Here is a 23899-nt window from a genome sequence, read left to right on the forward strand (position 1 = left end):
GCAGGGGGGACCCTGTGGGAGAGTAGGACGCCGCCGAACAATCTTTCAGAGAAAGCCCCTCCCGGGTTCCGGGAGGGGCTTTCTTGCGTTTGCGGGGCGAATGGTCCGCCGTATCGTCGATGGCATGAGCCGTGGACTGCATCTGGACACGTACTTGCTGGCCTTCGACACCCGGGCCCAGTCGTTGGAGGACCGCACTCGGGCCGGCTTCCTGGTGCGGGCTGCCGTGTTGGCGGAGCTTGCGGAGCGGGGTGCGGTGGTCGAGGGCGGGGCGGGACGCGTGGAGGTGGTGTCCGCCGAGGCGACCGATGACCGGGTGTTGGACGGGGTGCTGGCGGAGTTGGCCGGCCGGTCGCGGCGGTGGAAGTCGTGGATCCGGCGTGGGCGGGACGAGACGCTGGAGGCGGTCGAGCAGCGGTTGGCGATGCTCGGCGTGGTGACCATGGCGGACCGTGATCCGTACGGGCCGGTGGTGGCGCAGCGGGCGGTGGCGATGGCGGACCCGCGGGAGGCGCTGGATCTTCAGGTGCGGGTGGCCGAGGTGGTGCGCGGGGGGTCGCCGGTCGACGGGGTGGGGTTCGGGGATGCGGTGCTGGCGGCGCTGGCCGCCCACGGCCGGGTGCGGTTGGTGGTGTCCGGGAAGGAGCGGAAGGCCAACGCCGAGCGGATCGCCGCGTTCACGGAGCGGATCGGCGAGCGGGCGCCGGGCCTGGCGAAGGCGGTCGGTGGGCTCGGCCTGACGATGGTGGCGGCCCAGGGCGGGATGGGCGGAGGCTGATCCGCCCGGTGCCGCCGGCCTCGCCCGGCGGCGGACTTTGCTATTTCTTTACGTTCACCCGCGTGCCATGAGTTGATGCGCCGTTCATCACCGGGTCGCCGTACGGCGTCCCTAGCGTTCGTCGCTGCACCACTCCGCTCATGTCCGAACGCGAAGGGTGATCAACCATGCTTACCAGAAGGACCGCCGTCGCCGTGGCCGTCGTCGCTGCACTGACGTCGACCGCCGTCGTGGTGAACACGCTCTCGGGTGCCTCCCCGACGGCCGCGGCCGCCACCTCCGCCACGTTCACGCCGGTCGCGGACACGTACGTGGACAACGGCTCGCCCACCACCAACTTCGGTACCTCGTCGCAGCTCGGCGTAGACAACAGCCCGGTGAAGCGGACGTTTCTGCGGTTCGACGTGGCCGGCCTGGCCGCGCCCGTGGTGTCGGCGAAGCTGCGGGTCCACACGGACGACGTTGCCGGTGCGGCCAGCCCGAGCGGCGGCACGTTCAAGGCGGTGTCGAGCAACACCTGGTCCGAGACGGGCGTGACGTGGAACGCGCAGCCCGCCGTGGATGGGGCGACGCTCGGTTCGCTGGGCGCGGTCGTCCGGAACAAGTGGTACGAGATCGACGTGACCTCGTACGTCATTGGCAACGGCAGCTTCAGCATCGGTGTCACCTCGGCCAGCTCGGACGGGGCGGACTACGACTCGCGGGAGAGCGGCGCGACGGCCCCGCAGCTGGTGATCACCACGGGGGCGACGCCGAGCCCCAGCCCGAGCCCGACCGCCTCCGCGAGCCCGACGGCCAGCCCCAGCCCCTCGCCGAGCACCACGCCGCCGAGCGGCGACCCGGTGCTGGTGGGCGCGGGCGACATCGCCAACTCCGGTTCGGGCGACTCGACGACGGCCGCGCTGCTGGACGGCATCCCGGGCACGGTCTTCACCGCGGGCGACAACGTCTACGACAGCGGTACGACGGCGGAGTTCAACTCCTACTACGAGCCGACCTGGGGCCGCCACAAGGCGCGGACCAAGCCGGCGCCGGGCAACCACGACTACAACACGGCCGGGGCGACCGGGTACTACGGGTACTTCGGTGCGTCCGCGGGCGACCCGTCGAAGGGGTACTACTCCTACGACCTGGGCAACTGGCACGTGGTGGCGCTGAACTCCAACATCGCGATGGCGGCCGGCTCCGTGCAGGAGCAGTGGCTGCGGGCTGACCTCGCGGCGAGCACCAAGCCGTGCACCCTGGCCTACTGGCACCACCCGCGGTTCACCTCGGGCGCCAACCACGCGCCGAGCACCTCGACCGGCCCGCTGGTCCAGGCGCTGTACGACTACAACGCGGACGTCGTGGTCACCGGCCACAACCACCAGTACGAGCGCTTCGCGCCGATGAACCCGAGCGGCGCGGCGGACAGCGCGCGCGGCATCCGGCACTTCGTCGCGGGCATGGGCGGTGCAAGCCACTACGGCTTCGGCACGATCCAGCCCAACAGCGAGGCGCGCAACAGCGACACCTACGGCGTGCTCAAGTTCACCCTGCACGCCAACAGCTACGACTGGCAGTTCGTCCCGGAGGCGGGCAAGACGTACAACGACAGCGGCACCAACAGCTGCCACTGACGCTCACTCATCCCGCCGGCTGCCGGACCGCTTCGCGCGGTCCGGCAGCTGGCGGTCCGGGGACGTCGGGTGGGCCGGGGAGGAGGAGTCTTGACCGCTCTGAGCAGTCGCGGGCGCGTGCTGGTCGTGCTGGTGGCGACGGTGCTGCTGGCCGGGGTGGCGGTGGGGTACGTGCGGTGGAGCGCGCAGAGTGCGAAGGGCGCGCCGGTGCCGGTGGGGGAGATGGCGACCGGTGCCCGGCTGCAGGTGCTGAGCAACGGACGGCTGTCCACGCTCGCGCGCAGCGACCCGGGCGGGCCGCGGAGCGTCGGCGCGTTGGAGTGCGACCGGGCGTACGCGGCCGCCGACACGGTGGTGTGCCTGACGCCGGTCGGGGTGCTCGGGACGACCCGGATGGTGGTGCTGGACGCGGGGTTGCACGAGCGGCGTTCGGTCCCGCTGGCGGGGTTCCCGAACCGGACCCGGGTGTCGGCGAGCGGCCGGATGGTGGCGTGGACGCTGTTCGTCGGCGGGCACTCGTACGCGGCCGGGGGATTCGCGACGCAGACCGGGATCCTGGACACCCGGACCGGTGGGCTGGTGGAGTCGTTGGAGGGCTTCGCCGTGGTTCGGGACGGGCGGCCGTACCGGGCGGCGGACCTGAACTTCTGGGGCGTCACCTTCGCCCGGGACGACAACCGGTTCTACGCCACGATGTCCACCGACGGCCGGCGGTACCTGGTGGAGGGTGACCTGGCGGCCCGTACGGTGCGCACGGTGGCGGAGAACGTCGAGTGCCCCTCGCTCTCCCCGGACGGGACGCGGATCGCGTTCAAGCAGGCGGTGGACGGCGACCCGGCGAAGGGGTGGCGGCTGTCGGTGCTGGACCTGGCGTCGATGCGGGTGACCAACTCGGCCGAGCGGCGCAGTGTGGACGACCAGGCGGCGTGGCTGGACGGCGGCACGCTGGGGTACGCGCTGCAGCGCAGTGACGGGGTGAACGACATCTGGGCGGTGTCGGCGGACGGCGGCGGTGAGCCGAGGCTGCTGGTGCCGGAGGCGAACTCGCCGGCCGCGGTGGACTGACGCGTTCGGCCCCGTCGGCCGTCAAGAAGGCGCTAAAAAGCCGGGCGGACCGGTCTGATCAGCGGATATGAGGACAACTGCCCGTAGTCTCGGAGGCATGGCGGACACGGCGCGCGGCAGGCTGCGCATCTTCCTCGGGGCGGCTCCCGGCGTCGGCAAGACGTACGCGATGCTCTCCGAGGCGCACCGCCGCCGCTCGCGCGGCGCCGACGTGGTGGTCGGCTTCGTGGAGCACCACGACCGGGCGCTGACCGCCGGGCTGCTGGACGGGCTGGAGGCCGTGCCGCGCAAGGCGATGCGGCACCGCGGTGCCGAGTTCACCGAGATGGACCTGGACGCGGTGCTGGCCCGCCGGCCCGCGGTGGCGCTGGTCGACGAACTGGCGCACACCAATGTGCCGGGCAGCCGGAACGCCAAGCGCTGGCAGGACGTCGCGGAGCTGCTGGCGGCCGGGATCGACGTGGTCTCCACGGTGAACATCCAGCACCTGGAGTCGCTGGGCGACGTGGTCGAGGGGATCACCGGCATCCGGCAGCGCGAGACGGTGCCGGACGAGGTGGTGCGCCGGGCCGAGCAGGTCGAGCTGGTCGACATGGACCCGCAGGCGCTGCGCCGGCGGCTGGCGCACGGCAACGTGTACGCGCCGGACAAGGTCGACGCGGCGCTCGCCCACTACTTCCGGCCGGGGAACCTGACGGCGCTGCGCGAGCTGGCGCTGCTGTGGACAGCGGACCGGGTCGACGAGTACCTGCAGCGCTACCGGGCCGAGCAGGGCATCAAGGGGACCTGGCAGGCGCGGGAGCGGATCGTGGTGGGCCTGACCGGCGGGCCGGAGGGCGCGACGCTGGTCCGCCGGGCCGCGCGGATCGCCGCCCGGGCCTCCGGCGGTGAGCTGCTGGCGGTGCACATCGCGCGGTCGGACGGGCTGGCCGGGTCGTCCTCGCAGGCGCTGATCGAGCAGCGGGTGCTGGTGGAGAGCCTCGGCGGGTCGTTCCACACGGTACTGGGCGAGGAACCGGCGGCCGGGCTGCTGGACTTCGCACGGGGCGTGAACGCGACGCAGATCGTGCTGGGCACCAGCCGGCGGAAGGTGCGGCACTACCTGTCCGGCCCGGGGGTCGGGCACACGGTGATCCGGGACTGCGGGGACATCGACGTCCACATGGTCACCCACGAGCAGGCGGCCCGCGGCCTGGGCCGGATCCCGATCCGGAAGGTCACCGACCTGGGCCGGACCCGGACGGTGGCGGGCTGGCTGATCGGAGTGGCCGGGCCGGTGCTGCTGGCGCTGCTGCTCACCCACTACCGCGGGGTGGGGCTGCCCACCGACATGCTGCTCTTCCTGTCGCTGACGGTGTGCGCGGCGCTGGTCGGCGGACTGTTCCCGGCGATCGGATCGGCGCTGGTCGGGTCGGCGACCCTCAACTACTTCTTCGCGCCGCCGCTGCACACCTTCACCATCGCCGAGCCGGAGAACATCGCCGCGGTGGCGATCTTCTGCGCGGTCGGCATCGCCGTCGCCACGGTGGTCGACACGGCCGCCCGGCGCAGCCAGCAGGCGGCCCGCAGCCAGGCCGAGGCGCAGACCCTGAGCGTGCTGGCCGGTACGGTGCTGCGCGGCGCCCCGGACGGGGAGGGGATGCTGGCCGCGCTGCTGGACCAGGTCCGGGAGACCTTCCAGGAGGAGTCGGTGGCGCTGCTGGAGCGGCGGCACGAGTTCGACCCGTGGCACCCGCTCGCGGTGAGCGGCCCGCACCCGCCGGAGCACCCGGACGACGGGCAGGCGGCGGCCCCGGCCGGGTCGACACTGGCCCTGGTGCTGACCGGCCGGGTGCTGCCGGCCGCGGACCGGCGGCTGCTCGGGGCGTTCGCCGCGCAGGCCGCGGTGCTGGTCGAGCACCGGCGGCTGGCCGACGAGGCGGCCGCGGCCCGACGCGAGGCCGAGGGCAACCGGATCCGCACGGCGCTGCTGGCCGCCGTCTCGCACGACCTGCGGACCCCGCTCGCGGGCATCAAGGCCGCCGTCACCTCGCTGCGCGCGGTGGACGTGGAGTGGGACGAGGAGGACGAGGCGGAGCTGCTGGCCGGGATCGAGTCCGGCGCCGACCGCCTCGACCACCTGATCAACAACCTGCTGGACATGAGCCGGCTGCAGACCGGTACGGTCACCCCGCTGATCCGGCCCACCGACCTGGACGAGGTGGTGCCGTACGCGCTCGGCGGGGTGGCCGCCGGGGCGGTCACGGTCGACGTGCCGGAGAGCCTGCCGATGGTGCTGGCCGACGCCGGGCTGCTGGAGCGCTCGCTCGGCAACCTGGTGGAGAACGCGGTGAAGTACAGCCCGCCCGGCTCGCCGGTGCTGGTCAAGGCCGACCTGCTGCGCACGCCTGGCGGCGGCGTCCGGGTGGAGCTGCGGATCGTGGACCGCGGCCCCGGTGTCCCGGAGGACGCCCGGGAGCGGATCTTCGCGCCGTTCCAGCGGTACGGCGACGCGCCGCGCGGTGCCGGGGTGGGGCTGGGCCTGGCGGTGGCGCGCGGCTTCGCCGAGGCGATGGACGGCACCGTGACCGCCGAGGACACCCCGGGCGGCGGCCTGACCATGGTGGTCTCGCTGCCGGTCGCCGGCCTTCCCGACGCCGCCGGCCCCTCCGACCGGGCCGACCCCGCCGACTCCGCCGGCCCCTCCGACCCCGCCGGCCCTTCCGACATCGACCGAGAGCGAAAGGCGGATCCCGTATGACCCGGGTCCTCGTCGTGGACGACGAACCGCAGATCGTCCGCGCCCTGGTGATCAACCTCAAGGCCCGCAAGTACGAGGTGGACTCCGCCCACGACGGTGCGAGCGCGCTGGAGCTGGCGGCCGCCCGCCACCCCGACGTGGTGGTGCTCGACCTGGGCCTGCCCGACATGGACGGCGTGGACGTGATCCGCGGCCTGCGCGGCTGGACCCGGGTGCCGATCATCGTGCTGTCGGCCCGGCACGCCTCCGACGAGAAGGTCGAGGCGCTGGACGCGGGCGCCGACGACTACGTCACCAAGCCGTTCGGGATGGACGAACTGCTGGCCCGGATGCGGGCGGCGGTCCGCCGGGCGGAGCCGGTGGCCGGCGAGGACGGCTCGGTGGTGGCCACCGAGACCTTCACCGTCGACCTGGCGGCGAAGAAGGTCAACCGGGACGGCGCGGACATCCGCCTCACTCCGACCGAGTGGCACCTGCTGGAGGTGCTGGTCCGCAACGCCGGCCGACTGGTCGGCCAGACCCAGCTGCTCCAGGAGGTCTGGGGCCCCGCGTACCGCAAGGAGACCAACTACCTGCGGGTCTACCTCGCACAGCTGCGCCGCAAGCTGGAGGCGGACCCCTCGCACCCGCGGCACTTCATCACCGAGCCGGGCATGGGCTACCGCTTCGAGCCGTGAGGGCACCGCCGCCGGGACCAGTTGCTCTGCCGTCGGCGGCGTGGAAACCGGTACCCTTCCGGCATGAGTGGTGACAACAGCAGCGAGCAGCCGAAGGGCCGCTTCCGCCGCATGCTCGACCGGCTGACGACCTCGTCGGAGGAGCTGGAGGCGGAGGAGCTGCGACAGGACACGGCGGAGTCGGGCTGCACCCCGATCGCCCGTTGCGGCGACCGCGAGGTGGTCACCGTGGCCGGCACCCTGCGCGCCGTCACGCTGCGCCCGCGGGCCGGCGTTCCCGCCCTGGAGGCGGAGCTGTTCGACGGGTCGGACGCGCTGGACGTGGTCTGGCTGGGCCGACGCGAGATCGTCGGGATAGAGCCGGGCCGCCGGCTCATCGCCACCGGCCGGATCAGCCACGCACGCGGGCGCCGCGTGCTGTTCAACCCCCGCTACGAGCTGCGTCCGGTCGGACACGGGAGCGAATCAGCGTGACCCACGAGGCCGAGGCCGCCCACCGGGCCGCCGACCAGTCCAGCACCGACCAGCCCGGCACCGATCGGTCCGGCACCGACCGGTCCGCGATGACCGCCGCCGAGCGGGAGGCCGCCGACAAGGCCGCCTCGCACGAGGCCGCGCAGAGCATCCTGCAGGCCTTCGGCGGTGTCCGCGGCATGATCGACATGACCCTGCCGGGTCTGGTCTTCATCGTCGCCTTCAACATCACCCACAAGGTGTCCGTCGCCGCGTGGTCCGCGCTGGCGCTGTGCGGCGTCTTCGTCGTGGTGCGGCTGGCGAAGCGGGAGACCATCCAGCACGCCTTCAGCGGCGTGTTCGGCGTGGCGCTGGGCGCCTGGATCTCCATGAAGACCGGCAAGGCGGAGAACTTCTACCTGCCCGGCCTGCTGTGGAACGTCGGCTACTGCGTGGCGCTGGCCGTCTCCGCACTGGTCCGCTGGCCGATGATCGGCGTGATGCTGGGCCCGGTCACCGGCGAGATGTTCACCTGGCGCAAGCAGAACCCGGGCCGGCTCGCCGCGTACACCAAGGCGACCTGGGCCTGGGTGGTGATCATGGGCATCAAGCCGCTGATCCTCTTCCCGCTCTACTTCACCCACAACGTCAACCTGCTGGGCTGGCTGAAGGTCGCGCTCGGCATCCCGCCGATGCTGCTGGCGATGTACGTGACCTGGCAGATCCTGCTGAAGGCGCCGCCGCCGATCAAGGCGCAGCTGGACGACGAGGACGAATGACGAAGAGGGCCGCACCCGTCGGGTGCGGCCCTCTTCCGTCGTTCCCTGCCGGATCAGCCGGCCGAGCCCGCGGAGCCCGCCGAGAGCAGGGTCTCCAGCTCCTCCTCGCGCTCCTGGGCGGCGACGAACAGCAGCTCGTCGCCGCCTTCCAGGGTGTCGTCCTTGCGCGGGACCAGGACGCGGCCCTCGCGGATGATGGTGACCAGCGCGGTGTCCACCGGCCAGTCGACGTCGCCGACCCGGGTGCCGACCAGCTCGGTGTCGGCGGCCAGGGTCAGCTCGACCAGGTTGGCGTTGCCCTGGCTGAAGCGCATCAGGCGGACCAGGTCGCCGACGCTCACGGCCTCCTCGACCAGCGCCGACATCAGGCGCGGGGTGGAGACGGCGACGTCCACGCCCCAGGACTCGTTGAACAGCCACTCGTTCTTCGGGTTGTTCACCCGGGCGACGACCCGGGGCACCCCGTACTCCGTCTTGGCGAGCAGCGAGACCACCAGGTTGACCTTGTCGTCACCGGTCGCGGCGATCACCACGTGGCAGCGCTGCAGGGCGGCCTCGTCCAGCGAGGTGATCTCGCAGGCGTCGGCCAGCAGCCACTCGGCGAGCGGGACCCGCTCCACCGAGATGGAGTTCGGGTTCTTGTCGATCAGGAGGACCTCGTGGCCGTTCTCCAGCAGCTCACCCGCGATCGAACGGCCGACCGCACCGGCTCCGGCGATTGCTACGCGCATCAGTGACCATCCTCCTCGGGGCCCTTGGCGAAGGCGGCCTCGACCGAGGTCAGCTCCGAACGGCGCAGCATCACGTGGATCAGGTCGCCCTCCTGCACCACCATCTGGGGGCTGGGCAGGACGCCCTCGCCCAGGCGGGTGACGAACGCCACCCGGACGCCGGCGGCCTCCTCCAGGGCGGCCGTCTTGTGCCCGACCCACGCGGGCGAGAAGGCGACCTCGGCGAGCTGCACGGAGCCGGACGGGTCCTGCCACAGCGGCTCGGCGCCGCTCGGCAGCAGCCGGCGCAGCATCTGGTCGGCGGTCCAGCGGACGGTGGCCACGGTCGGGATGCCCAGGCGCTGGTACACCTCGGCACGGCGGGGGTCGTAGATGCGGGCCGCGACGTGCTCGACGCCGAAGGTCTCGCGGGCCACCCGGGCGGCGATGATGTTGGAGTTGTCACCGCTGGAGACGGCGGCGAAGGCGCCCGCCTCCTCGATGCCGGCTTCCTTCAGGGTGTCCTGGTCGAAGCCGACGCCGGTGACCCGGACACCGTTGAAGCCGGAACCCAGACGGCGGAACGCGGTCGGGTCCTGGTCGACCACGGCGACCGAGTGGCCTTGTTTCTCGAGCGCTCTCGCGAGGGCGGAGCCCACGCGCCCGCAACCCATGATGACGATGTGCACGCGACTACCTCACCCGAACCGTTGGGGACATGACCTGCGCAAACACCGCTCATCATCCTTCCGTGCCCCCGTTTTCGGGGGCGAGTCGTGGCCTGCGCCTGCGATCCGACGCGAGGGGCAACTCAGGTGCTGCCCACTTGCCTTACACCCGACACGCTAGCCGGTCCACCGAACACAGTCGCGACGGAGGGGGCACCGGAGGGGTGAGCGCGGGGTGACAGCCCCTACGATTCCTCTGTGCCTATGCCTGCCGACCTTCCGAAACGGATCCTGATCGGGCGCGCGCTGCGCAGCGACAAGCTGGGGGAGACCCTGCTGTCCAAGCGCATCGCGCTGCCCGTCTTCGCGTCCGACGCGCTCTCCTCCGTGGCGTACGCCCCTGAGGAGATCCTGCTCACCCTGTCCATCGCCGGCGCCTCGGCGATCCACTTCTCGTGGCAGATCGGCGTCGTGGTCGCCATCGTGATGCTCGCGGTGGTCGCCTCGTACCGGCAGAACGTGCACGCCTATCCCAGCGGCGGCGGCGACTACGAGGTCGCCACCGTCAACCACGGCCCCAACTCGGGCCTGGTGGTGGCGAGCGCTCTGATGGTCGACTACGTGCTCACCGTGGCGGTGTCCACCACCTCGGGCGTGGCCAACGTGGTCTCCGCGGTACCGGCGCTGCGCGGGCACGAGATGCTGCTGTCGGTGGTCCTCGTCGTGGTGCTGATGGGGATGAACCTGCGCGGCGTCCGGGAGTCCGGCAGCGCGTTCGCGGTACCGACGTACGCCTTCATGGTCGGCGTGATCGGCATGGTCGGGTACGGCGTGATCCGGCACTACGCCTTCGGGCAGGACATGCCCGCCGAGTCCTCCGCCTTCCACCTGGAGGCGACCCCGGGCAACGACTCGCTGGCCGGGTTCGCGATGGTCTTCCTGCTGCTGAAGGCGTTCTCCTCGGGCTGTGCGGCGCTCACCGGTGTCGAGGCGATCTCCAACGGTGTGCCGGCCTTCCGGAAGCCGAAGTCGAAGAACGCCGCCACCACGCTGCTGCTGATGGCTTCGATCGCCGTGGTGATGTTCATGGGCATCATCTGGCTGGCCCGCCTGACCGGCGTCCAGATGGCCGAGGAGCCCGCCGAGCAGCTGGTCGGCGCCGGCGCCGGTTACCACCAGAAGACCGCGCTGGCGCAGATCAGCGAGGCCGTGTTCTCGAACTTCACGCCCGGCTTCTACTTCATCGCCGCGGTGACCGGCCTGATCCTGGTGCTCGCCGCCAACACCGCCTTCAACGGCTTCCCGGTGCTCGGCTCGATCCTCGCCCAGGACCGCTACCTGCCCCGGCAGCTGCACACCCGCGGCGACCGGCTGGCCTTCTCCAACGGCATCATCCTGCTGGCCGGCGTGGCGATCCTGTTCATCGTCGCCTTCAACGCCGACCCGACCCGGCTGATCCAGCTGTACATCGTCGGCGTCTTCGTCTCCTTCAACATGAGCCAGTCCGGCATGATCCGGCACTGGACCCGGCACCTGAAGACCGAGACCGACCCGAAGCAGCGCGCCCACATGCAGCGCAGCCGGGCGATCAACGCCTTCGGCCTGGTGATGACCATGGCCGTGCTGATCGTCGTCCTGGTCACCAAGATCACCCACGCCTGGGTCGCCATCGCCCTGATGGTCGTGCTGTTCGTGATGATGAAGGCGATCCGCCGCCACTACGACCGGGTCTCCGCCGAGCTGGTCGCCGCCGAGGAGCCCGACGACGTGGTGCTGCCCACCCGGGTGCACGCCGTCGTCCTGGTCTCCAAGCTGCACAAGCCCGCGCTGCGCGCCCTCGCGTACGCCCGGCTGGCCCGCGCCCACACGCTGGAAGCCGTCACCGTCAACGTCGACCCCGTCGACACCGCCGCGCTGCGCGCCGAGTGGGACGAGCGCGGGATCGAGGTGCCGCTCAAGGTGCTCGACTCGCCGTACCGCGAGATCACCGGCCCGGTCCTCGACTACGTGAAGAACCTGCGCCGCTCCAGCCCGCGCGACGTCGTCTCGGTGTACATCCCCGAGTACGTCGTCGGCCACTGGTACGAGCACCTGCTGCACAACCAGAGCGCGCTGCGACTCAAGGGACGCCTGCTGTTCAAGCCCGGGGTGATGGTGACTTCCGTACCCTGGCAGCTGGAGTCCTCGGAGCGGCGCAAGTCCCAGAAGGAATGGTCCGCGCCGGGCGCCGTGCGCCGCGGCGAGCCGAGGCACCGGCCCACGGCCGGCGCGTCCGCCGCATCCGGCACCCCGGGTGCCGACGGCTCCAACGGCAACGACACCACCGCACCGCACGCGTAAGGAACCCGCCCCGTGACCCGCAACAACCCGCCCCGCTCCTCCGGTGGCCGGTCCGGCCGCTCCGGCCGCACCTCCGGCGCCAAGCCGGGGCAGGTGGCGCACCCGCGCTGGAGCAACCGGCCCAGCCGCCCCGCGGCCACCGACCGCGAGGGGCTGACCGCCCAGACCGCGCCGCTGGCACCGGGCGAGGACCGCCCCGCCGCCCGGCCGGAGCGTGACCGGCCCTCGCGCGACGGGGGGCCGGGCAAGGCCGCCGGCGGCGGCGCTCCGGGCGGCAAGGGTGCCGCTTCCAGCAAGGGCGCGGCTCCCGGCAAGGGCGGCTCTGCGGGTGGCTCCGGCAAGAAGGGGGCTGGTGCGGGTTCCGGCGCGGGCGCAGGCGCGGCCGGGCGCAAACCGGCGCGCAAGCAGGCCGTGCGCCCGCCGAAGGCGGTGCGCACCGCCCAGCCCGCCATGCGCACCCCCAGCGGCGAGCCGCTGGTCGGCGAGCGGTACGAGGTCGAGGTCGGCCCGGTCGCGCACGGCGGCGGGCACTGCGTGGCCCGGCACGAGGGCCGGGTGCTGTTCGTCCGGCACGCGCTGCCGGGCGAGCGGGTGATCGCCCAGGTCACCGAGGGCACCACCACCTCGCGCTTCCTGCGCGCCGACGCGGTGGAGATCCTGGACGCCGCCAAGGACCGCATCCCGGCGCCGTGCCCGTTCGCCGGGCCCGGCAAGTGCGGCGGCTGCGACTGGCAGCACGTCACCCCCGGCGGACAGCGCAAGCTCAAGGCGCAGGTGCTCACCGAGCAGCTCGCCAAGCTCGCCGGACTCACCCCCGCCGAGGCCGGCTGGGACGGCTCGGTCGAGCCGGTCGGCGGCAAGCTCCAGGCCGGCGAGGTGCCCGCCTGGCGCACCCGGGTGCAGTACGCGGTCGACGAGGAGGGCTCGGTCGGCCTGCGCAAGCACCGCTCGCACGACATCCAGCCGATCGACCGCTGCCTGATCGCCTCCGAGGGCGTCACCGAGCTCGGCATCGAGGCGCGGGACTGGACCGGCGTCGCCACCATCGAGGCGATCGCCTCCTCCGGCTCCTCCGACCGGCAGATCGTGCTGCGGCCGGTGCCCGGCGAGCAGCTGCCGCTGGTCGAGCTCGACCAGCCGGTCTCCATCTCCCGGGTCGACGAGCAGGACCTCTTCCACCGCGTCCACGGCCGGACCTTCGTCCGCGAGCGGGCCGCCGGCCGCACCTGGCGGGTCTCCAACGGCGGCTTCTGGCAGATCCACCCCGAGGCGCCCGACACCCTGGTCACCGCCGTTCTCGACGGCCTCGACCCGCAGTGGGGCGAGAACGCCCTCGACCTGTACTGCGGCGTCGGCCTGTTCGCGGGCGCGCTCGCCGAGCGGGTCGGCGACGACGGCGCGGTGCTCGGCATCGAGTCGGCCAAGCAGGCCGTCGTCGACGCCCGGCACAACCTGGCCACCCTGGACAACGTCCGGATCGAGTGCGACCGGGTGGAGACCCTGCTGCCGCGCACCGGCATCACCTCCACCGACCTGATCGTCCTCGACCCGCCGCGGGCCGGCGCCGGCCGCGAGACCGTCGCCCACCTCGCCGGCCTGGAGGCGCGCCGGATCGCCTACGTCGCCTGCGACCCGGCCGCGCTCGCCCGTGACCTCGCCTTCTTCCGCGAGGGCGGCTACCGTCCCGTCTCGCTGCGGGCCTTCGACCTGTTCCCGATGACCCACCACTTCGAGTGCGTCGCCATCCTGGAGCCGGTCGCCTCCTGACACCGCACCGCCCAAAGCGGGCCCGGGGCACCACGCCCCGGGCCCGTTCTTTGTGTCGCGAAGGTGCTGCGGTCGTCGCCGGTGGGTGGCTGGTTTCCGACGGGGCGTGAGCGGACATCTGTGGGGAGCGGGGGGCGACCTGAATGCGCCCTTGTTGTGCTAGCGCTTCGGCGCTAGCTTGAATTCATGGCCAAGAAGCAGCTCAACGTCCGGGTGGATGCGACCACCGCCGAGATGGCCCGTGAGCGGGCCGAGCAGCAGGGGATCAGCATGAACCAGTACATCGAACGACTCGTGCAGCACGACATGGGCGAGGCGGGGCGGAACTTCGTCGACACCGCCGCCCAGTTCATGAAGGAGCACGAGCTCGCCTTCCTCGCCGAATTCGGCGACGGACCGACCGGCGACCGCCAGGACGTGCGCCGTTGAACCTTGAGGTCGACCTCTCGTGGCTGCTGATGACCGCAGAGCAGTACACGCCGGGTGATCCGCAGGTCATCGACTACGGATCGCTCCTCGCCGCGGTCACCCGCCACCAGGCGGCCATCTTCGACATCGCGGTCTACCCCGAACCGCAGGACCGCGCCGCCGCCCTGATGCACCAGCTCATCCGGGTGCCCGCCCTGGAGCGCAGCAACGAGCTGTTCGCCACCGCCGTCGCGTACGCGTACCTGGTGGCCAGCGGGTGCAACGTCGCCACCACCGCGCGCGAGGTGCGCAGCCTCGCCCGGGCGATCCGGGAAGGCAAGATCGGCGTCAGCGGGGTCGCCGACCGGCTCGCCATGTGGGTCGTCCAGGAGCCCGAGGAGGAGGAGGTCGGCGAGGACGACGACGGCAACGAGGCGGACTGAGCACGGTCACGTCAGGGGCTCCCCTTGTGGTTAGGGTGTGGGTGCCCCTGACCGTGGATTGTGCGAGGACGACCGTTGCTGCAGGACATCGAGCGCTACCTGGCGTGCCCGCACTGTGCGGAGCCGCTCGCACTCGCCGGACGGACGCTGGGCTGCCCCCGCGGCCACAGCTTCGACCAGGCCAAGCAGGGGTACGTCAGCCTGCTGGCGGGCGACGCGCACACCGGCACCGGTGACACCGCCGACATGGTCTCCGCCCGGGCTGACTTCCTGGCGGCCGGGCACTACCGGCCGATCGCCGAGGCACTGGCGGACGCGGCGGCCGGCGCGGACGGCCTGGTGGCGGACCTCGGCGCGGGCACCGGGCACTACCTGGCCCACGTGCTGACCGCGCTCGGCGGCGACCTGCCCGGCGCCGCCCTGGACATCTCCAAGTACGCGCTGCGCCGCGCCGCCAAGGCGCACCCGCGGATCGGCGCCGTGGTCTGCGACGCCTGGCGCCCGCTGCCGCTGCTCGACGACAGCGCCGACGTGCTGCTCAACGTCTTCGCCCCGCGCAACGGCCCGGAGATCCGCCGGGTGCTGCGGCCGGGCGGACGGCTGCTGCTGGTCGCCCCGACCTCCCGGCACCTGCGCGAACTGGTCGCGGGCCTCGGCCTGCTCTCGGTCGACGAGGACAAGGAACGCCGGATCGACGAGAAGCTCAGCCCCTGGCTGACCCGGACCGGGCAGGTCGAGGTGGAGTTCACCCTGCGGCTGTCCCGGGCGGACGCGGCGGCGGTGGTCGCGATGGGCCCGAACGCGTGGCACACCGATCCGCAGCGCCTCGCCGACGCCCTCGACGCCCTGCCGGAACCGGTCGAGGTGACCGGCTCGGTGCGGCTTTCGACGTACCGGTGAGCGCGCCGGTCGGGCCGGCCACACGTTGGGGTGAATAGCCTCGGCTGGCACGTTTCTGCAGCTCAGGGCGTGGCTAGGGTCCTCTGGTGACCAGCGAAGCAGCGCCTGCGGCGCCCGACCGTACCCACCCCGACCGCACCCGGCACGACCGTCCTGACCTGGGCGGTCCTGACCTGGGTAGGGCCGGCCCGGGCGGTGCCGGCCCGGGCGGTGCCGACCGGGAGCGCGGCGGGACGGACCGTGCGGCGCCGGAACGCCCGATCCAGCGGCCGACCGTGGAGGAGCTCCGGCTCACCTCGTTCAAGTCGTACCGCCGCACCACCCTGCCGCTGTCACCGCTCACCGTGCTCCACGGCCCCTCGGGCGCCGGCAAGTCCAACGCGCTGGACGCGCTGAGCGTCCTCTCCCGGCTCGCCATCGGCGAGGAGATCCAGCCATCGCTGGACGGCTTCGGCGGGCTGTCCGGGCCGCTCGCCGCGCCGGTCCGGGGCGGGCTGGCGGGCTGCGTGCCGCACGGCCGCAACGCGATCATCCTGGGCTGCACGGTGCGCTCCGCGGCCGGGCCGATCCGGCTGGAGGTGGTGGTCCGCACCGACGGGCGGGTCCGGATCGCCCGCGAGTGGCTGACCCTCGACGGCGAGACCCTGATGGAGACCGGCGAACAGGACGTCACCCGCGGCCGGGTCAACGTCACCTGGCGCAACGACAGCCGGCAGGGCGACATCCGCGCCCCGCTGCCCAGCGCCACCCTGATCACCGCTCAGCTGCCGCTGCGGGTGGCCGGCTCCTCGCCCGGCGAGCGCCGGGTGCTGGCCGCCGCCGAGCAGCTGCTCACCGCGCTGCGCGAGGTCTTCCCGCTGCACCCCGTCCCGGCGGCGATGCGCGGCTGGGCGCGCCCCGACCCGCAGGCACGGCTGCTGGGCACCGCCGCCAACATCTCGGCCGTGCTCGCCAGGCTCAAGTCGGAGTGCAACCGCCGCTACGCCCGGCTGCTGCGCGCCGTCCAGGCGGCGGCGCCGCACCCGCTGCTCGGCCTGGACGTGGCCCGGCGCGGCACCGGCGGCCAGGAGCGGCTGCTGGCCGTCTTCGACGAGGGCGTGCTCGGCCGTACCGGCGCCGACCAGGCGTCCGACGGGATGCTGCGGCTGCTCGCGTTCGCCGCGGTGCTGCTCACCGGCGCCGGGGTGCTGGACGTCGACCCGGCGGCCGAGGTACCGAGCGCGCACCGGCAGCTGACCGTGCTGGCCGAGGACCTCGGTGCCGGGCTGTCGCTGGAGCAGACCGCCTCGCTGCTGCGGGTGGCCCGGGAGGTGTGCGCCAAGGAAGACGTCCGGCTGCTCGGGGCGCTCCAGGACCCCGCAGCCGCGCTCGACCTGCCCGAGGTGCGGCTGATCGAGTGCCGGCGCGACCCGGCCAGCGGGCACAGCGTGCTGCTGCGGCCCGAGGAGAACCGGGTTCCGGTGCAGGCCGGGGCGCACGGATGCGGTAGACCAGGGGAATGACCGAGGATCACTCTTCTGCCGGAGCCGCCGGAGCCGCCGGAGCCGCCGGTGCGGCCGGACCGACGCTGGAGGGGCTGCGGCTGCGGCTCGGCGAGTTCGCGGCGGCCCGGAACTGGCAGCCCTTCCACACCCCGAAGAACCTGGCGGCGGCGCTCAGCGTGGAGGCCGGCGAACTGCTGGAGATCTTCCAGTGGCTGACACCCGAGCAGGCCGCCGCGGTGATGGACGATCCCGACCGGGCGCACCGGGTCCGGGACGAGGTCGCGGACGTCCTGGCGTACCTGCTGCAGTTCTGCTCGGTGCTGGATGTGGACCCGCTGGCGGCGCTGGCGGCCAAGATCGAACGCAACGAGGTGCGGTTCCCGGTGGAGTGAGAGATCCACCGGAATTCCCTCCGGCGAGGGACACCGGTTTTCCACAGGCGCGGTTTCTCCACAGCTTTCCGGCGGGTGCTGGGCGGGCGTCCGGCGGGTCGGCACGCTGTGCGTCCAGACCCGCCGCCGGTGACGGCGGCCTTGTGGACGAGGGGAGCGGCGGACATGGACGCGCTGCGACTGATCAAGACCGCCCGGCACGCGCTGGCCGAGGCCCGGTCGGTGCCGGACGCGCTGCACGAGGCGTGGCAGACCGGCCTGCTGACCGAGGCGCTCGGCGCCCGGATCGCCGAACGGGAGGGCGGCGACGGCGAGGAGTACGGCACGCTCGGGCAGCTGCTGTGCGACGCCGGCGGGCACGCGGCGAGCTGCCTGGACCAGCCGCCGGAGGCCGACCCGGACGGGCTCGGCGGGGACTGGTCCGGGGGCGGGCGGGTCGAACGGCTCGGTGAGCTGGGCGAGCTGGAGCCCGTCCTGGCCGAGCTGGCGGTGCTGCTGAACGAGGCGTCCGAGACGCTGGTGGTGCTCGCCTGCGGGGCCGACACGGAGAGCCTGTACTGGTGCTGCATCGACGGGGTGGACGCCACCGGGGAGTGCAAGGACCTGGTCGCCGAGCTGCTGCGGGCGGTGCGCCGGGCGGCGGGCGTCGAACCGCCGGACGAGGACGAGGACGAGGGCGCGGGGGCGGACGGTCGGGCCGCCGGTCCGCCCGGGGGGCCGCCGGCCGACGGCGAGGGCCGCGGCGGCGCAGGGTGCTGCGGTGGTGGGGACGGCGACGGTGGCGCCGGCTGCGGAGGGTGCTGCGGCGCCGGTGGTGTCAGCGGTGGTTCGGCCCGGCGGGCGGAGCGGGCGACGCTGGTCGTCCCGCTGGGCCCGCCGGTCGGGGACGCCGGCGATCGGGCCCCGGATCTGGTTCCGGATCTGGTCCCGGCTCAGGCCCGGGAGGTGTGCTCGCCGGATCCGCTGCGGTCGCCGGTGCGCGCCGCGGAGGAGCGCAGGTCGGAGTCGAGCCCCGCCAGGTCGGTGTTGATCGAGGCGAGCAGCTCCTGCATCTGCTCCAGCAGGCTCGTCGGCGGGGTCGGCGCCCCGGTGGGGCTGCCTGCGGGGGTGCCGGCGGTGGTGGGCGGCTCGGTCCAGGGCTCGGACATCAGGGGGCCCCTTCAGCTCGGTGGTGCGACGTGAGGCGACGGGTGTCGGCGCCGCCGGTCCAACGAGGTCCCGGGCCGACCGGTCACCGGGGACCACCCGTTGAGGGCCAACCCCCGTGTTCCGTCAGCCGCACGGGTGAGGGCGGTTTGCCGGAGTCGGCCGGGCTCGGCTAGGGCCGCCGTCCGGAACAGCACAGGGCCCCGGCGCCGTCGGAGGACGGCGCCGGGGCCCGGGGGACCAGATGACCGGAGGTCAGTTGTGCGCGTGCAGATCCGCGTTCAGACCGCCCCACGAGCCGGAGCGGGCGATCACCTCGACCGCGCCGCTCTGCGAGTTGCGGCGGAACAGCAGGTTGTCCTGGCCGGACAGCTCGACGGCCTTGGCGACCTTGCCGTCCGGGGTGGTGACCCGGGTGCCGGCGGTGACGTACAGGCCGGCCTCCACCACGCAGTCGCTGCCGAGCGAGATGCCGATGCCCGCGTTGGCGCCGAGCAGGCAGCGCTCGCCGACCGAGACGACCTGCTTGCCGCCGCCCGACAGGGTGCCCATGATCGAGGCGCCGCCGCCGATGTCGCTGTGGTCGCCGACCACGACGCCCGCGCTGATCCGGCCCTCGACCATCGAGGTGCCGAGGGTGCCGGCGTTGAAGTTGACGAAGCCCTCGTGCATCACGGTGGTGCCCTCGGCCAGGTGCGCACCCAGGCGCACCCGGTCCGCGTGGGCGATCCGCACGCCGGTCGGGGCGACGTAGTCGGTCATCCGCGGGAACTTGTCGATGCCGTACACGGCGAGCTGGCCGCCCTGCGCACGCACCGCGAGCCGGGCCTGCTCGACGCCCGCCACCGGCACCGGGCCGATGGAGGTCCAGGCGACGTTGGCGAGCAGGCCGAAGATGCCGTCCAGGTTCTGGCCGTGCGGCTTCACCAGGCGGTGCGAGAGCAGGTGCAGGCGCAGGTAGGCGTCGTGCGCGTCCAGCGGCTTCTCGTCCAGCGAGGAGATCACGGTGCGCACGGCGACCACCTCGACGCCGCGGCGGGCGTCGGGGCGCAGCGCCTCGGCGGCGCCGGCGCCGAGGGCCTGCTCGGCCTCCTCGGCGCTCAGCCGGACGGTGCCGGCCGGGCCGGGGGCCGCGGCGAGCTCGGGGGCGGGGAACCAGGTGTCGAGGACGGTGCCGTCGGCGGCGATGGTCGCCAGACCGGCGGCGACAGCGCCGCTCGCGAGGGTGGAGGAGGATTCAGCAGTCACATCCTGCACGTTAACCAATCACGGCAGTGGGTGACCAACGCGCTCACCGTGCGGACAAAAGCCGGTGCTCAGAGGCGTTGGACTGGGCAATACTCGGACGGGTGTTCATTTCGATCTCCACCACGGGCACGGCCGAGCGGCCTGCCACCGACCTGGGATTCCTGCTGCACAAGCACCCCGCCAAGGTGCAGCGGTTCTCCACCGCACACGGCGTCGCGCACGTCTTCTATCCCGAGGCCACCGACACCGCCTGCACGGCCGCCCTCCTGCTGGAGGTCGACCCGCTGGCGCTGGTCCGCCAAGGCCGGGGCAAGGGCCGCGGCGGCTCGCCCGACCTCGCGCTCGCCCAGTACGTCAACGACCGGCCGTACGCCGCGTCCTCGCTGCTCGCGGTGGCGCTGCGGACGGTCTACCGGTCGGCGATGAAGGGCGTCTGCGAGCAGCGGCCGGGCCTGGCCGAGCAGCCGCTGCCGCTGCGGATCGAGCTGCCCGCAGTACCGGTCGGCGGGGCGGAGGGCGGCGCCACCGCCATGGTCGGCCGGCTCTTCGAGCCGCTCGGCTGGAGCGTCGACGCCGTCGCGGTCCCGTTGGACACCGCCTTCCCGGCGTGGGGCGACTCCCGCTACGCGAAGGTGTCGCTCACCGGCACCCTGCGGCTCGCCGACGCGCTGCAGCAGCTGTACGTGCTGCTTCCGGTGCTGGACGGCGCCAAGCACTACTGGGTCGCGCCGGACGAGGTGGACAAGCTGCTCGCGGCCGGCCAGGGCTGGCTCGCGGACCACCCGGAGCTCGACCTGATCACTCGGCGCTACCTGTCCCGCCGTTGGTCGCTGACCCGGCTGGCGATGGAGCGGCTGGCGCTGGCCCGGCTCGCCGAGAGCGACGACCGGGAGGCCGAGGAGCTGGACAACGCGGTCGACGACGTCCCGGAGACGGAGACGGAGACGGAGACGGCTTCGGCAGTCGAGACGGTCCAGGCGGTCGAGTCGGTCCAGGCCGAGACAGCGACAGCGGCGGCGGAGAAGCCGCAGCCGCTGGCGGTGCAGCGGCGGGAGGCGATCCTGGCCGCGCTCGCCGAGACCGGGGCGGCCCGGGTGCTCGACCTGGGCTGCGGCCAGGGCGAGCTGGTCGGCGCCCTGCTGAAGGACGCCCGGGTGACCGAGGTGCTGGGGCTGGACGTGTCCTCCCGGGCGCTGTCCGCCGCCGCCCGCAAGCTGCGGCTGGACCGGATGTCGGAGCGTCAGGCGTCCCGGGTCCGGCTGGTTCAGGGCGCGCTCACCTACACCGACGCCCGGCTCAAGGGCTACGACGCCGCCGTGCTGTCCGAGGTGATCGAGCACCTCGACCTGCCCCGGCTGCCGGCCCTGGAGTTCGCTGTGTTCGGCTCCGCGCGGCCGACGGCGGTCGTGGTCACCACCCCGAACGTCGAGTACAACGTCCGCTGGGAGACCCTCCCGGCCGGGCACGTCCGCCACTCGGACCACCGCTTCGAGTGGACCCGGGCCGAGTTCACCGGTTGGGCGGAGCAGGTCGCCGGAAAGTACGGGTACACCGTCACTGTCCGCCCGGTCGGACCGCACGACGCCGAGGTCGGCGCCCCGACCCAGCTGGCCCTGTTCCGCCTCGACATCCCCGCCTCGGAAGGGAGCGCGACCCGATGACCACCGACGCACAGCCCACCGCCCGTCGGCTCCCCGTCACCGACCTCTCCCTGGTCGTGCTGATCGGCACCAGCGGCTCCGGCAAGTCGACCTTCGCCCGACGGCACTTCAAGCCGACCGAGGTGGTCTCCTCCGACTTCTGCCGCGGCCTGGTCGCCGACGACGAGAACGACCAGTCGGCCTCCGCCGACGCCTTCGACGTGCTGCACTACATCGTCGGCAAGCGGCTGGCCGCCGGCCGGCTCACCGTCGTGGACGCCACCAACGTCCAGCCGGAGGCCCGCAAGCAGCTGATCGCCCTGGCCCGGGAGCACCACGTGCTGCCGATCGCGATCGTGCTCGACGTGCCCGCCGAGGTCTGCGCCGAGCGCAACCGCACCCGCCCCGACCGGCAGCTGCCCAAGCACGTCATCCCGCGTCAGCAGCGCGAGCTGCGCCGCTCGCTGCGCGGCCTGGAGCGCGAGGGCTTCCGCAAGGTGCACGTGCTGCACGGCGTCGCCGCGGTGGAGTCCGCCGAGATCGTGCCGGAGAAGCGGTACAACGACCTGCGCCACCTGACCGGCCCGTTCGACATCGTCGGTGACATCCACGGCTGCCGCGCCGAGCTGGAGACCCTGCTCGTCCGGCTCGGCTGGACGCTCACCCGGGACGCCGAGGGCCGCCCGGTCGACGCCGTGCACCCCGAGGGCCGGACGGCCGTGTTCGTCGGCGACCTGGTCGACCGCGGCCCGGACACGCCGGGCGTGCTGCGCCTGGTGATGGGCATGGTCGAGGCCGGCCACGCGATCTGCGTCCCCGGAAACCACGAGAACAAGCTCGGCCGCTGGATGGACGGCCGCAAGGTCACCGTCGCGTACGGCCTGCAGGAGTCGATCGACCAGCTGGCCGCCGAGCCGGAGGAGTTCCGCGCCCGGGTCCGCGAGTTCATGCGCGGCCTGGTCAGCCACTACCTGCTGGACGGCGGCGCGCTGGTGGTCTGCCACGCCGGTCTGCCGGAGAAGTACCACGGCCGCAACTCCGGCCGGGTCCGCTCGCACGCGCTGTACGGCGACACCACCGGTGAGACCGACGAGTACGGCCTGCCGGTCCGCTACCCGTGGGCGGAGGAGTACCGGGGCAAGGCCCTGGTCGTCTACGGCCACACCCCGGTGCCGACCGCCAGCTTCGTCAACAACACCATCTGCCTGGACACCGGCTGCGTCTTCGGCGGCAGCATGACCGCGCTGCGCTACCCCGAGCGGGAGGTCGTCTCCGTCCCGGCCGAGCGCGAGTGGTACGCGCCGGTGCGCCCGATGCACACCGACGCCCCGGGCGCCCGGGAGGGCCGGCCGCTCGACCTGGGCGACGTGGCCGGCCGGCGGATCGTGGAGACCGCCCACCACGGCCGGGTCTCGATCCGGGAGGAGAACGCGGCCGCCGCACTGGAGGTGATGAGCCGCTTCGCGCTCGACCCGCGGCTGCTCGCGTACCTGCCGCCGACCATGGCGCCGTCCGCCACCTCCCGGCGGGACGGCTACCTGGAGCACCCCGAGGAGGCCTTCCACGCCTACCGGCACGACGGCGTCCGGCAGGTGGTCTGCGAGGAGAAGCACATGGGTTCGCGGGCGGTCGTGCTGGTCGCCCGGGACGGCAGCGCGCTCGACAAACGGTTCGGCCTGAGCGGTCCCGGCGCGATCTGGACCAGGACCGGGCGTGCCTTCCTCAACGACGAGGAGCTGACCGCCGCCGTCCTCGACCGGGTCCGTGCCGCCGCCGAGCGGGCCGGTCTGTTCGAGGAACTGGCCACCGGCTGGCTGCTGCTGGACGCCGAGCTGATGCCGTGGTCGCTGAAGGCCGCCGAGCTGCTGCGCCGCCAGTACGCGGCGGTCGGCGCGGCCGCCGGTGCCGCCCTGCCCGAGGTGCTCGCCGCCCTGGAGCAGGCCGGCGGGCGCGGCCTGGACGTGGCCGAGCTGACCGCCCGCCAGCGGCAGCGCGCCGCCGACGCGGAGGCCTTCACCGAGGCGTACCGCCGGTACTGCTGGCCCACCGAGGGCCTGTCCGGGATCCGGCTCGCGCCCTTCCAGGTTCTCGCCGCGGAGGGTGCCAACCTGGCCGTCCAGCCGCACGACCGGCACCTCGCCTGGATCGACCGGATGGTCGCCGCCGACGACCCGGCCGCGCCGATCCTGCGGCACACCGGGCGGCTGCTGGTCGACACCGAGGACGAGGCCTCGGTCGCGGCCGGCATCGCCTGGTGGGAGGAGCTGACCGCGGCCGGCGGCGAGGGCATGGTGGTCAAGCCGCTGGCCTCGCTGGCCCGCGGGCAGAACGGCCAGGTGATCCAGCCCGGGGTGAAGGTGCGCGGGCGGGAGTACCTGCGGATCATCTACGGCCCCGACTACACGCAGTACCTGGACCAGCTGCGCCAGCGGTTCCTCGGCCACAAGCGCTCGCTCGCGCTGCGCGAGTACGCGCTCGGCCTGGAGGCGCTGGACCGGCTGGCCGGGAACGAGCCGCTGTGGCGGGTGCACGAGCCGGTGTTCGCGGTGCTCGCGCTGGAGTCGGAGCCGGTTGATCCCAGGCTCTGAGACGGAGGGACCGAGTGACGGGAAGTGCATGCATAGACATGCCGCTCTATGTAT

General features: G+C 73.1%; 20 protein-coding genes. 17 read left to right on the forward strand and 3 right to left on the reverse strand.

The features are described from left to right. Window positions 1–124: 124 nt before the first annotated feature. The 7 genes from ACGFX4_RS32905 (at window position 125) to ACGFX4_RS32935 (ending at window position 8111) form a co-directional block, all read left to right on the forward strand. A complete protein-coding gene (locus ACGFX4_RS32905) occupies window positions 125–778 on the forward strand; it encodes a GPP34 family phosphoprotein (protein WP_393082323.1) in 654 nt (217 codons plus the stop codon). Window positions 779–945: 167 nt separating this feature from the next. After that, complete coding sequence (locus ACGFX4_RS32910) at window positions 946–2397, forward strand: DNRLRE domain-containing protein (protein ID WP_393082325.1); 1452 nt, start codon at window positions 946–948, stop codon at window positions 2395–2397. A gap of 90 nt (window positions 2398–2487) precedes the next feature. Continuing rightward, window positions 2488–3462 carry a TolB family protein gene (locus tag ACGFX4_RS32915; RefSeq protein WP_393082328.1) on the forward strand — a complete coding sequence of 325 codons (975 nt, stop codon included), beginning with the start codon at window positions 2488–2490 and terminating at the stop codon, window positions 3460–3462. A gap of 97 nt (window positions 3463–3559) precedes the next feature. Next, window positions 3560–6202, forward strand: a complete 2643-nt coding sequence (locus ACGFX4_RS32920; protein WP_393082331.1) for an ATP-binding protein — start codon at window positions 3560–3562, stop codon at window positions 6200–6202. Continuing rightward, the gene (locus ACGFX4_RS32925) at window positions 6199–6879 is read left to right on the forward strand and encodes a response regulator (RefSeq protein ID WP_393082334.1); all 681 of its coding nucleotides are present in this window, start codon (window positions 6199–6201) and stop codon (window positions 6877–6879) included. The genes ACGFX4_RS32920 and ACGFX4_RS32925 overlap by 4 nt, the downstream gene beginning before the upstream one ends. A gap of 63 nt (window positions 6880–6942) precedes the next feature. Next, complete coding sequence (locus ACGFX4_RS32930; RefSeq protein ID WP_345697091.1) at window positions 6943–7353, forward strand: OB-fold nucleic acid binding domain-containing protein; 411 nt, start codon at window positions 6943–6945, stop codon at window positions 7351–7353. Beyond that, window positions 7350–8111 (forward strand): DUF3159 domain-containing protein, encoded by a 762-nt coding sequence (locus ACGFX4_RS32935; RefSeq protein ID WP_393082337.1) that lies wholly within the window; start codon window positions 7350–7352, stop codon window positions 8109–8111. The genes ACGFX4_RS32930 and ACGFX4_RS32935 overlap by 4 nt, the downstream gene beginning before the upstream one ends. Before the next feature lie 53 nt (window positions 8112–8164). Here the strand turns inward: ACGFX4_RS32935 and ACGFX4_RS32940 are convergent, their stop codons facing one another. Together ACGFX4_RS32940 and ACGFX4_RS32945 are read right to left on the reverse strand one after the other, a co-directional pair. After that, complete coding sequence (locus ACGFX4_RS32940) at window positions 8165–8842, reverse strand: potassium channel family protein (protein ID WP_393082340.1); 678 nt, start codon at window positions 8840–8842, stop codon at window positions 8165–8167. Further along, window positions 8842–9510 (reverse strand): TrkA family potassium uptake protein, encoded by a 669-nt coding sequence (locus tag ACGFX4_RS32945; protein WP_345697088.1) that lies wholly within the window; start codon window positions 9508–9510, stop codon window positions 8842–8844. Before ACGFX4_RS32945 ends, ACGFX4_RS32940 begins: the two co-directional genes overlap by 1 nt. A 237-nt stretch (window positions 9511–9747) precedes the next feature. Here ACGFX4_RS32945 and ACGFX4_RS32950 point away from each other — a divergent pair, with 237 nt between their 5' ends. The 8 genes from ACGFX4_RS32950 to ACGFX4_RS32985 all read left to right on the forward strand — a co-directional run bounded on the left by ACGFX4_RS32950 (window position 9748) and on the right by ACGFX4_RS32985 (window position 18405). Then, a complete protein-coding gene (locus tag ACGFX4_RS32950; RefSeq protein WP_393082344.1) occupies window positions 9748–11829 on the forward strand; it encodes an APC family permease in 2082 nt (693 codons plus the stop codon). A gap of 450 nt (window positions 11830–12279) precedes the next feature. Then, the gene (locus tag ACGFX4_RS32955; RefSeq protein ID WP_393082447.1) at window positions 12280–13596 is read left to right on the forward strand and encodes a class I SAM-dependent RNA methyltransferase; all 1317 of its coding nucleotides are present in this window, start codon (window positions 12280–12282) and stop codon (window positions 13594–13596) included. 186 nt (window positions 13597–13782) lie between these two features. Continuing rightward, window positions 13783–14025 (forward strand): toxin-antitoxin system HicB family antitoxin, encoded by a 243-nt coding sequence (locus ACGFX4_RS32960; protein ID WP_345697087.1) that lies wholly within the window; start codon window positions 13783–13785, stop codon window positions 14023–14025. Then, window positions 14022–14447 (forward strand): fic family toxin-antitoxin system, toxin component, encoded by a 426-nt coding sequence (locus ACGFX4_RS32965; protein WP_345697086.1) that lies wholly within the window; start codon window positions 14022–14024, stop codon window positions 14445–14447. Before ACGFX4_RS32960 ends, ACGFX4_RS32965 begins: the two co-directional genes overlap by 4 nt. A gap of 75 nt (window positions 14448–14522) precedes the next feature. Continuing rightward, window positions 14523–15347 (forward strand): putative RNA methyltransferase, encoded by an 825-nt coding sequence (locus ACGFX4_RS32970; RefSeq protein ID WP_393082348.1) that lies wholly within the window; start codon window positions 14523–14525, stop codon window positions 15345–15347. A gap of 86 nt (window positions 15348–15433) precedes the next feature. Beyond that, entirely contained in the window at window positions 15434–16849 is a 1416-nt protein-coding gene (locus tag ACGFX4_RS32975; RefSeq protein WP_393082351.1) for an AAA family ATPase, read from the forward strand. Next, a complete protein-coding gene (locus ACGFX4_RS32980; RefSeq protein ID WP_393082354.1) occupies window positions 16846–17223 on the forward strand; it encodes a nucleotide pyrophosphohydrolase in 378 nt (125 codons plus the stop codon). Before ACGFX4_RS32975 ends, ACGFX4_RS32980 begins: the two co-directional genes overlap by 4 nt. Before the next feature lie 165 nt (window positions 17224–17388). Then, window positions 17389–18405, forward strand: a complete 1017-nt coding sequence (locus ACGFX4_RS32985) for a DUF6099 family protein (protein WP_393082357.1) — start codon at window positions 17389–17391, stop codon at window positions 18403–18405. A gap of 219 nt (window positions 18406–18624) precedes the next feature. Here ACGFX4_RS32985 and dapD read toward each other — a convergent pair whose 3' ends face one another. Then, on the reverse strand, window positions 18625–19617 hold the full coding sequence (gene dapD / locus ACGFX4_RS32990) for a 2,3,4,5-tetrahydropyridine-2,6-dicarboxylate N-succinyltransferase (protein WP_345697081.1): 993 nt from the start codon (window positions 19615–19617) through the stop codon (window positions 18625–18627). Between the two features lie 101 nt (window positions 19618–19718). Here dapD and ACGFX4_RS32995 point away from each other — a divergent pair, with 101 nt between their 5' ends. Both ACGFX4_RS32995 and ACGFX4_RS33000 read left to right on the forward strand, forming a co-directional pair. Beyond that, complete coding sequence (locus ACGFX4_RS32995; RefSeq protein WP_393082360.1) at window positions 19719–21278, forward strand: 3' terminal RNA ribose 2'-O-methyltransferase Hen1; 1560 nt, start codon at window positions 19719–19721, stop codon at window positions 21276–21278. Further along, the gene (locus ACGFX4_RS33000) at window positions 21275–23845 is read left to right on the forward strand and encodes a polynucleotide kinase-phosphatase (RefSeq protein WP_393082363.1); all 2571 of its coding nucleotides are present in this window, start codon (window positions 21275–21277) and stop codon (window positions 23843–23845) included. The genes ACGFX4_RS32995 and ACGFX4_RS33000 overlap by 4 nt, the downstream gene beginning before the upstream one ends. Window positions 23846–23899 lie beyond the last annotated feature (54 nt).

The sequence above is a fragment of the Kitasatospora sp. NPDC048365 genome, assembly GCF_043200835.1.
GTDB lineage: Bacteria > Actinomycetota > Actinomycetes > Streptomycetales > Streptomycetaceae > Kitasatospora > Kitasatospora terrestris.

Bases quoted from the DNA above. Each gene is read 5' to 3' on its own strand.
- ACGFX4_RS32960 (WP_345697087.1), top strand. From the start codon at position 13,783: ATGGCCAAGAAGCAGCTCAACGTCCGGGTGGATGCGACCACCGCCGAG.
- ACGFX4_RS32930 (WP_345697091.1), top strand. From the start codon at position 6,943: ATGAGTGGTGACAACAGCAGCGAGCAGCCGAAGGGCCGCTTCCGCCGC.
- ACGFX4_RS32985 (WP_393082357.1), top strand. From the start codon at position 17,389: ATGGACGCGCTGCGACTGATCAAGACCGCCCGGCACGCGCTGGCCGAG.
- ACGFX4_RS32910 (WP_393082325.1), top strand. From the start codon at position 946: ATGCTTACCAGAAGGACCGCCGTCGCCGTGGCCGTCGTCGCTGCACTG.
- ACGFX4_RS33000 (WP_393082363.1), top strand. From the start codon at position 21,275: ATGACCACCGACGCACAGCCCACCGCCCGTCGGCTCCCCGTCACCGAC.
- ACGFX4_RS32925 (WP_393082334.1), top strand. From the start codon at position 6,199: ATGACCCGGGTCCTCGTCGTGGACGACGAACCGCAGATCGTCCGCGCC.
- ACGFX4_RS32920 (WP_393082331.1), top strand. From the start codon at position 3,560: ATGGCGGACACGGCGCGCGGCAGGCTGCGCATCTTCCTCGGGGCGGCT.
- ACGFX4_RS32940 (WP_393082340.1), bottom strand. From the start codon at position 8,842: ATGCGCGTAGCAATCGCCGGAGCCGGTGCGGTCGGCCGTTCGATCGCG.
- ACGFX4_RS32980 (WP_393082354.1), top strand. From the start codon at position 16,846: ATGACCGAGGATCACTCTTCTGCCGGAGCCGCCGGAGCCGCCGGAGCC.
- ACGFX4_RS32905 (WP_393082323.1), top strand. From the start codon at position 125: ATGAGCCGTGGACTGCATCTGGACACGTACTTGCTGGCCTTCGACACC.
- ACGFX4_RS32955 (WP_393082447.1), top strand. From the start codon at position 12,280: ATGCGCACCCCCAGCGGCGAGCCGCTGGTCGGCGAGCGGTACGAGGTC.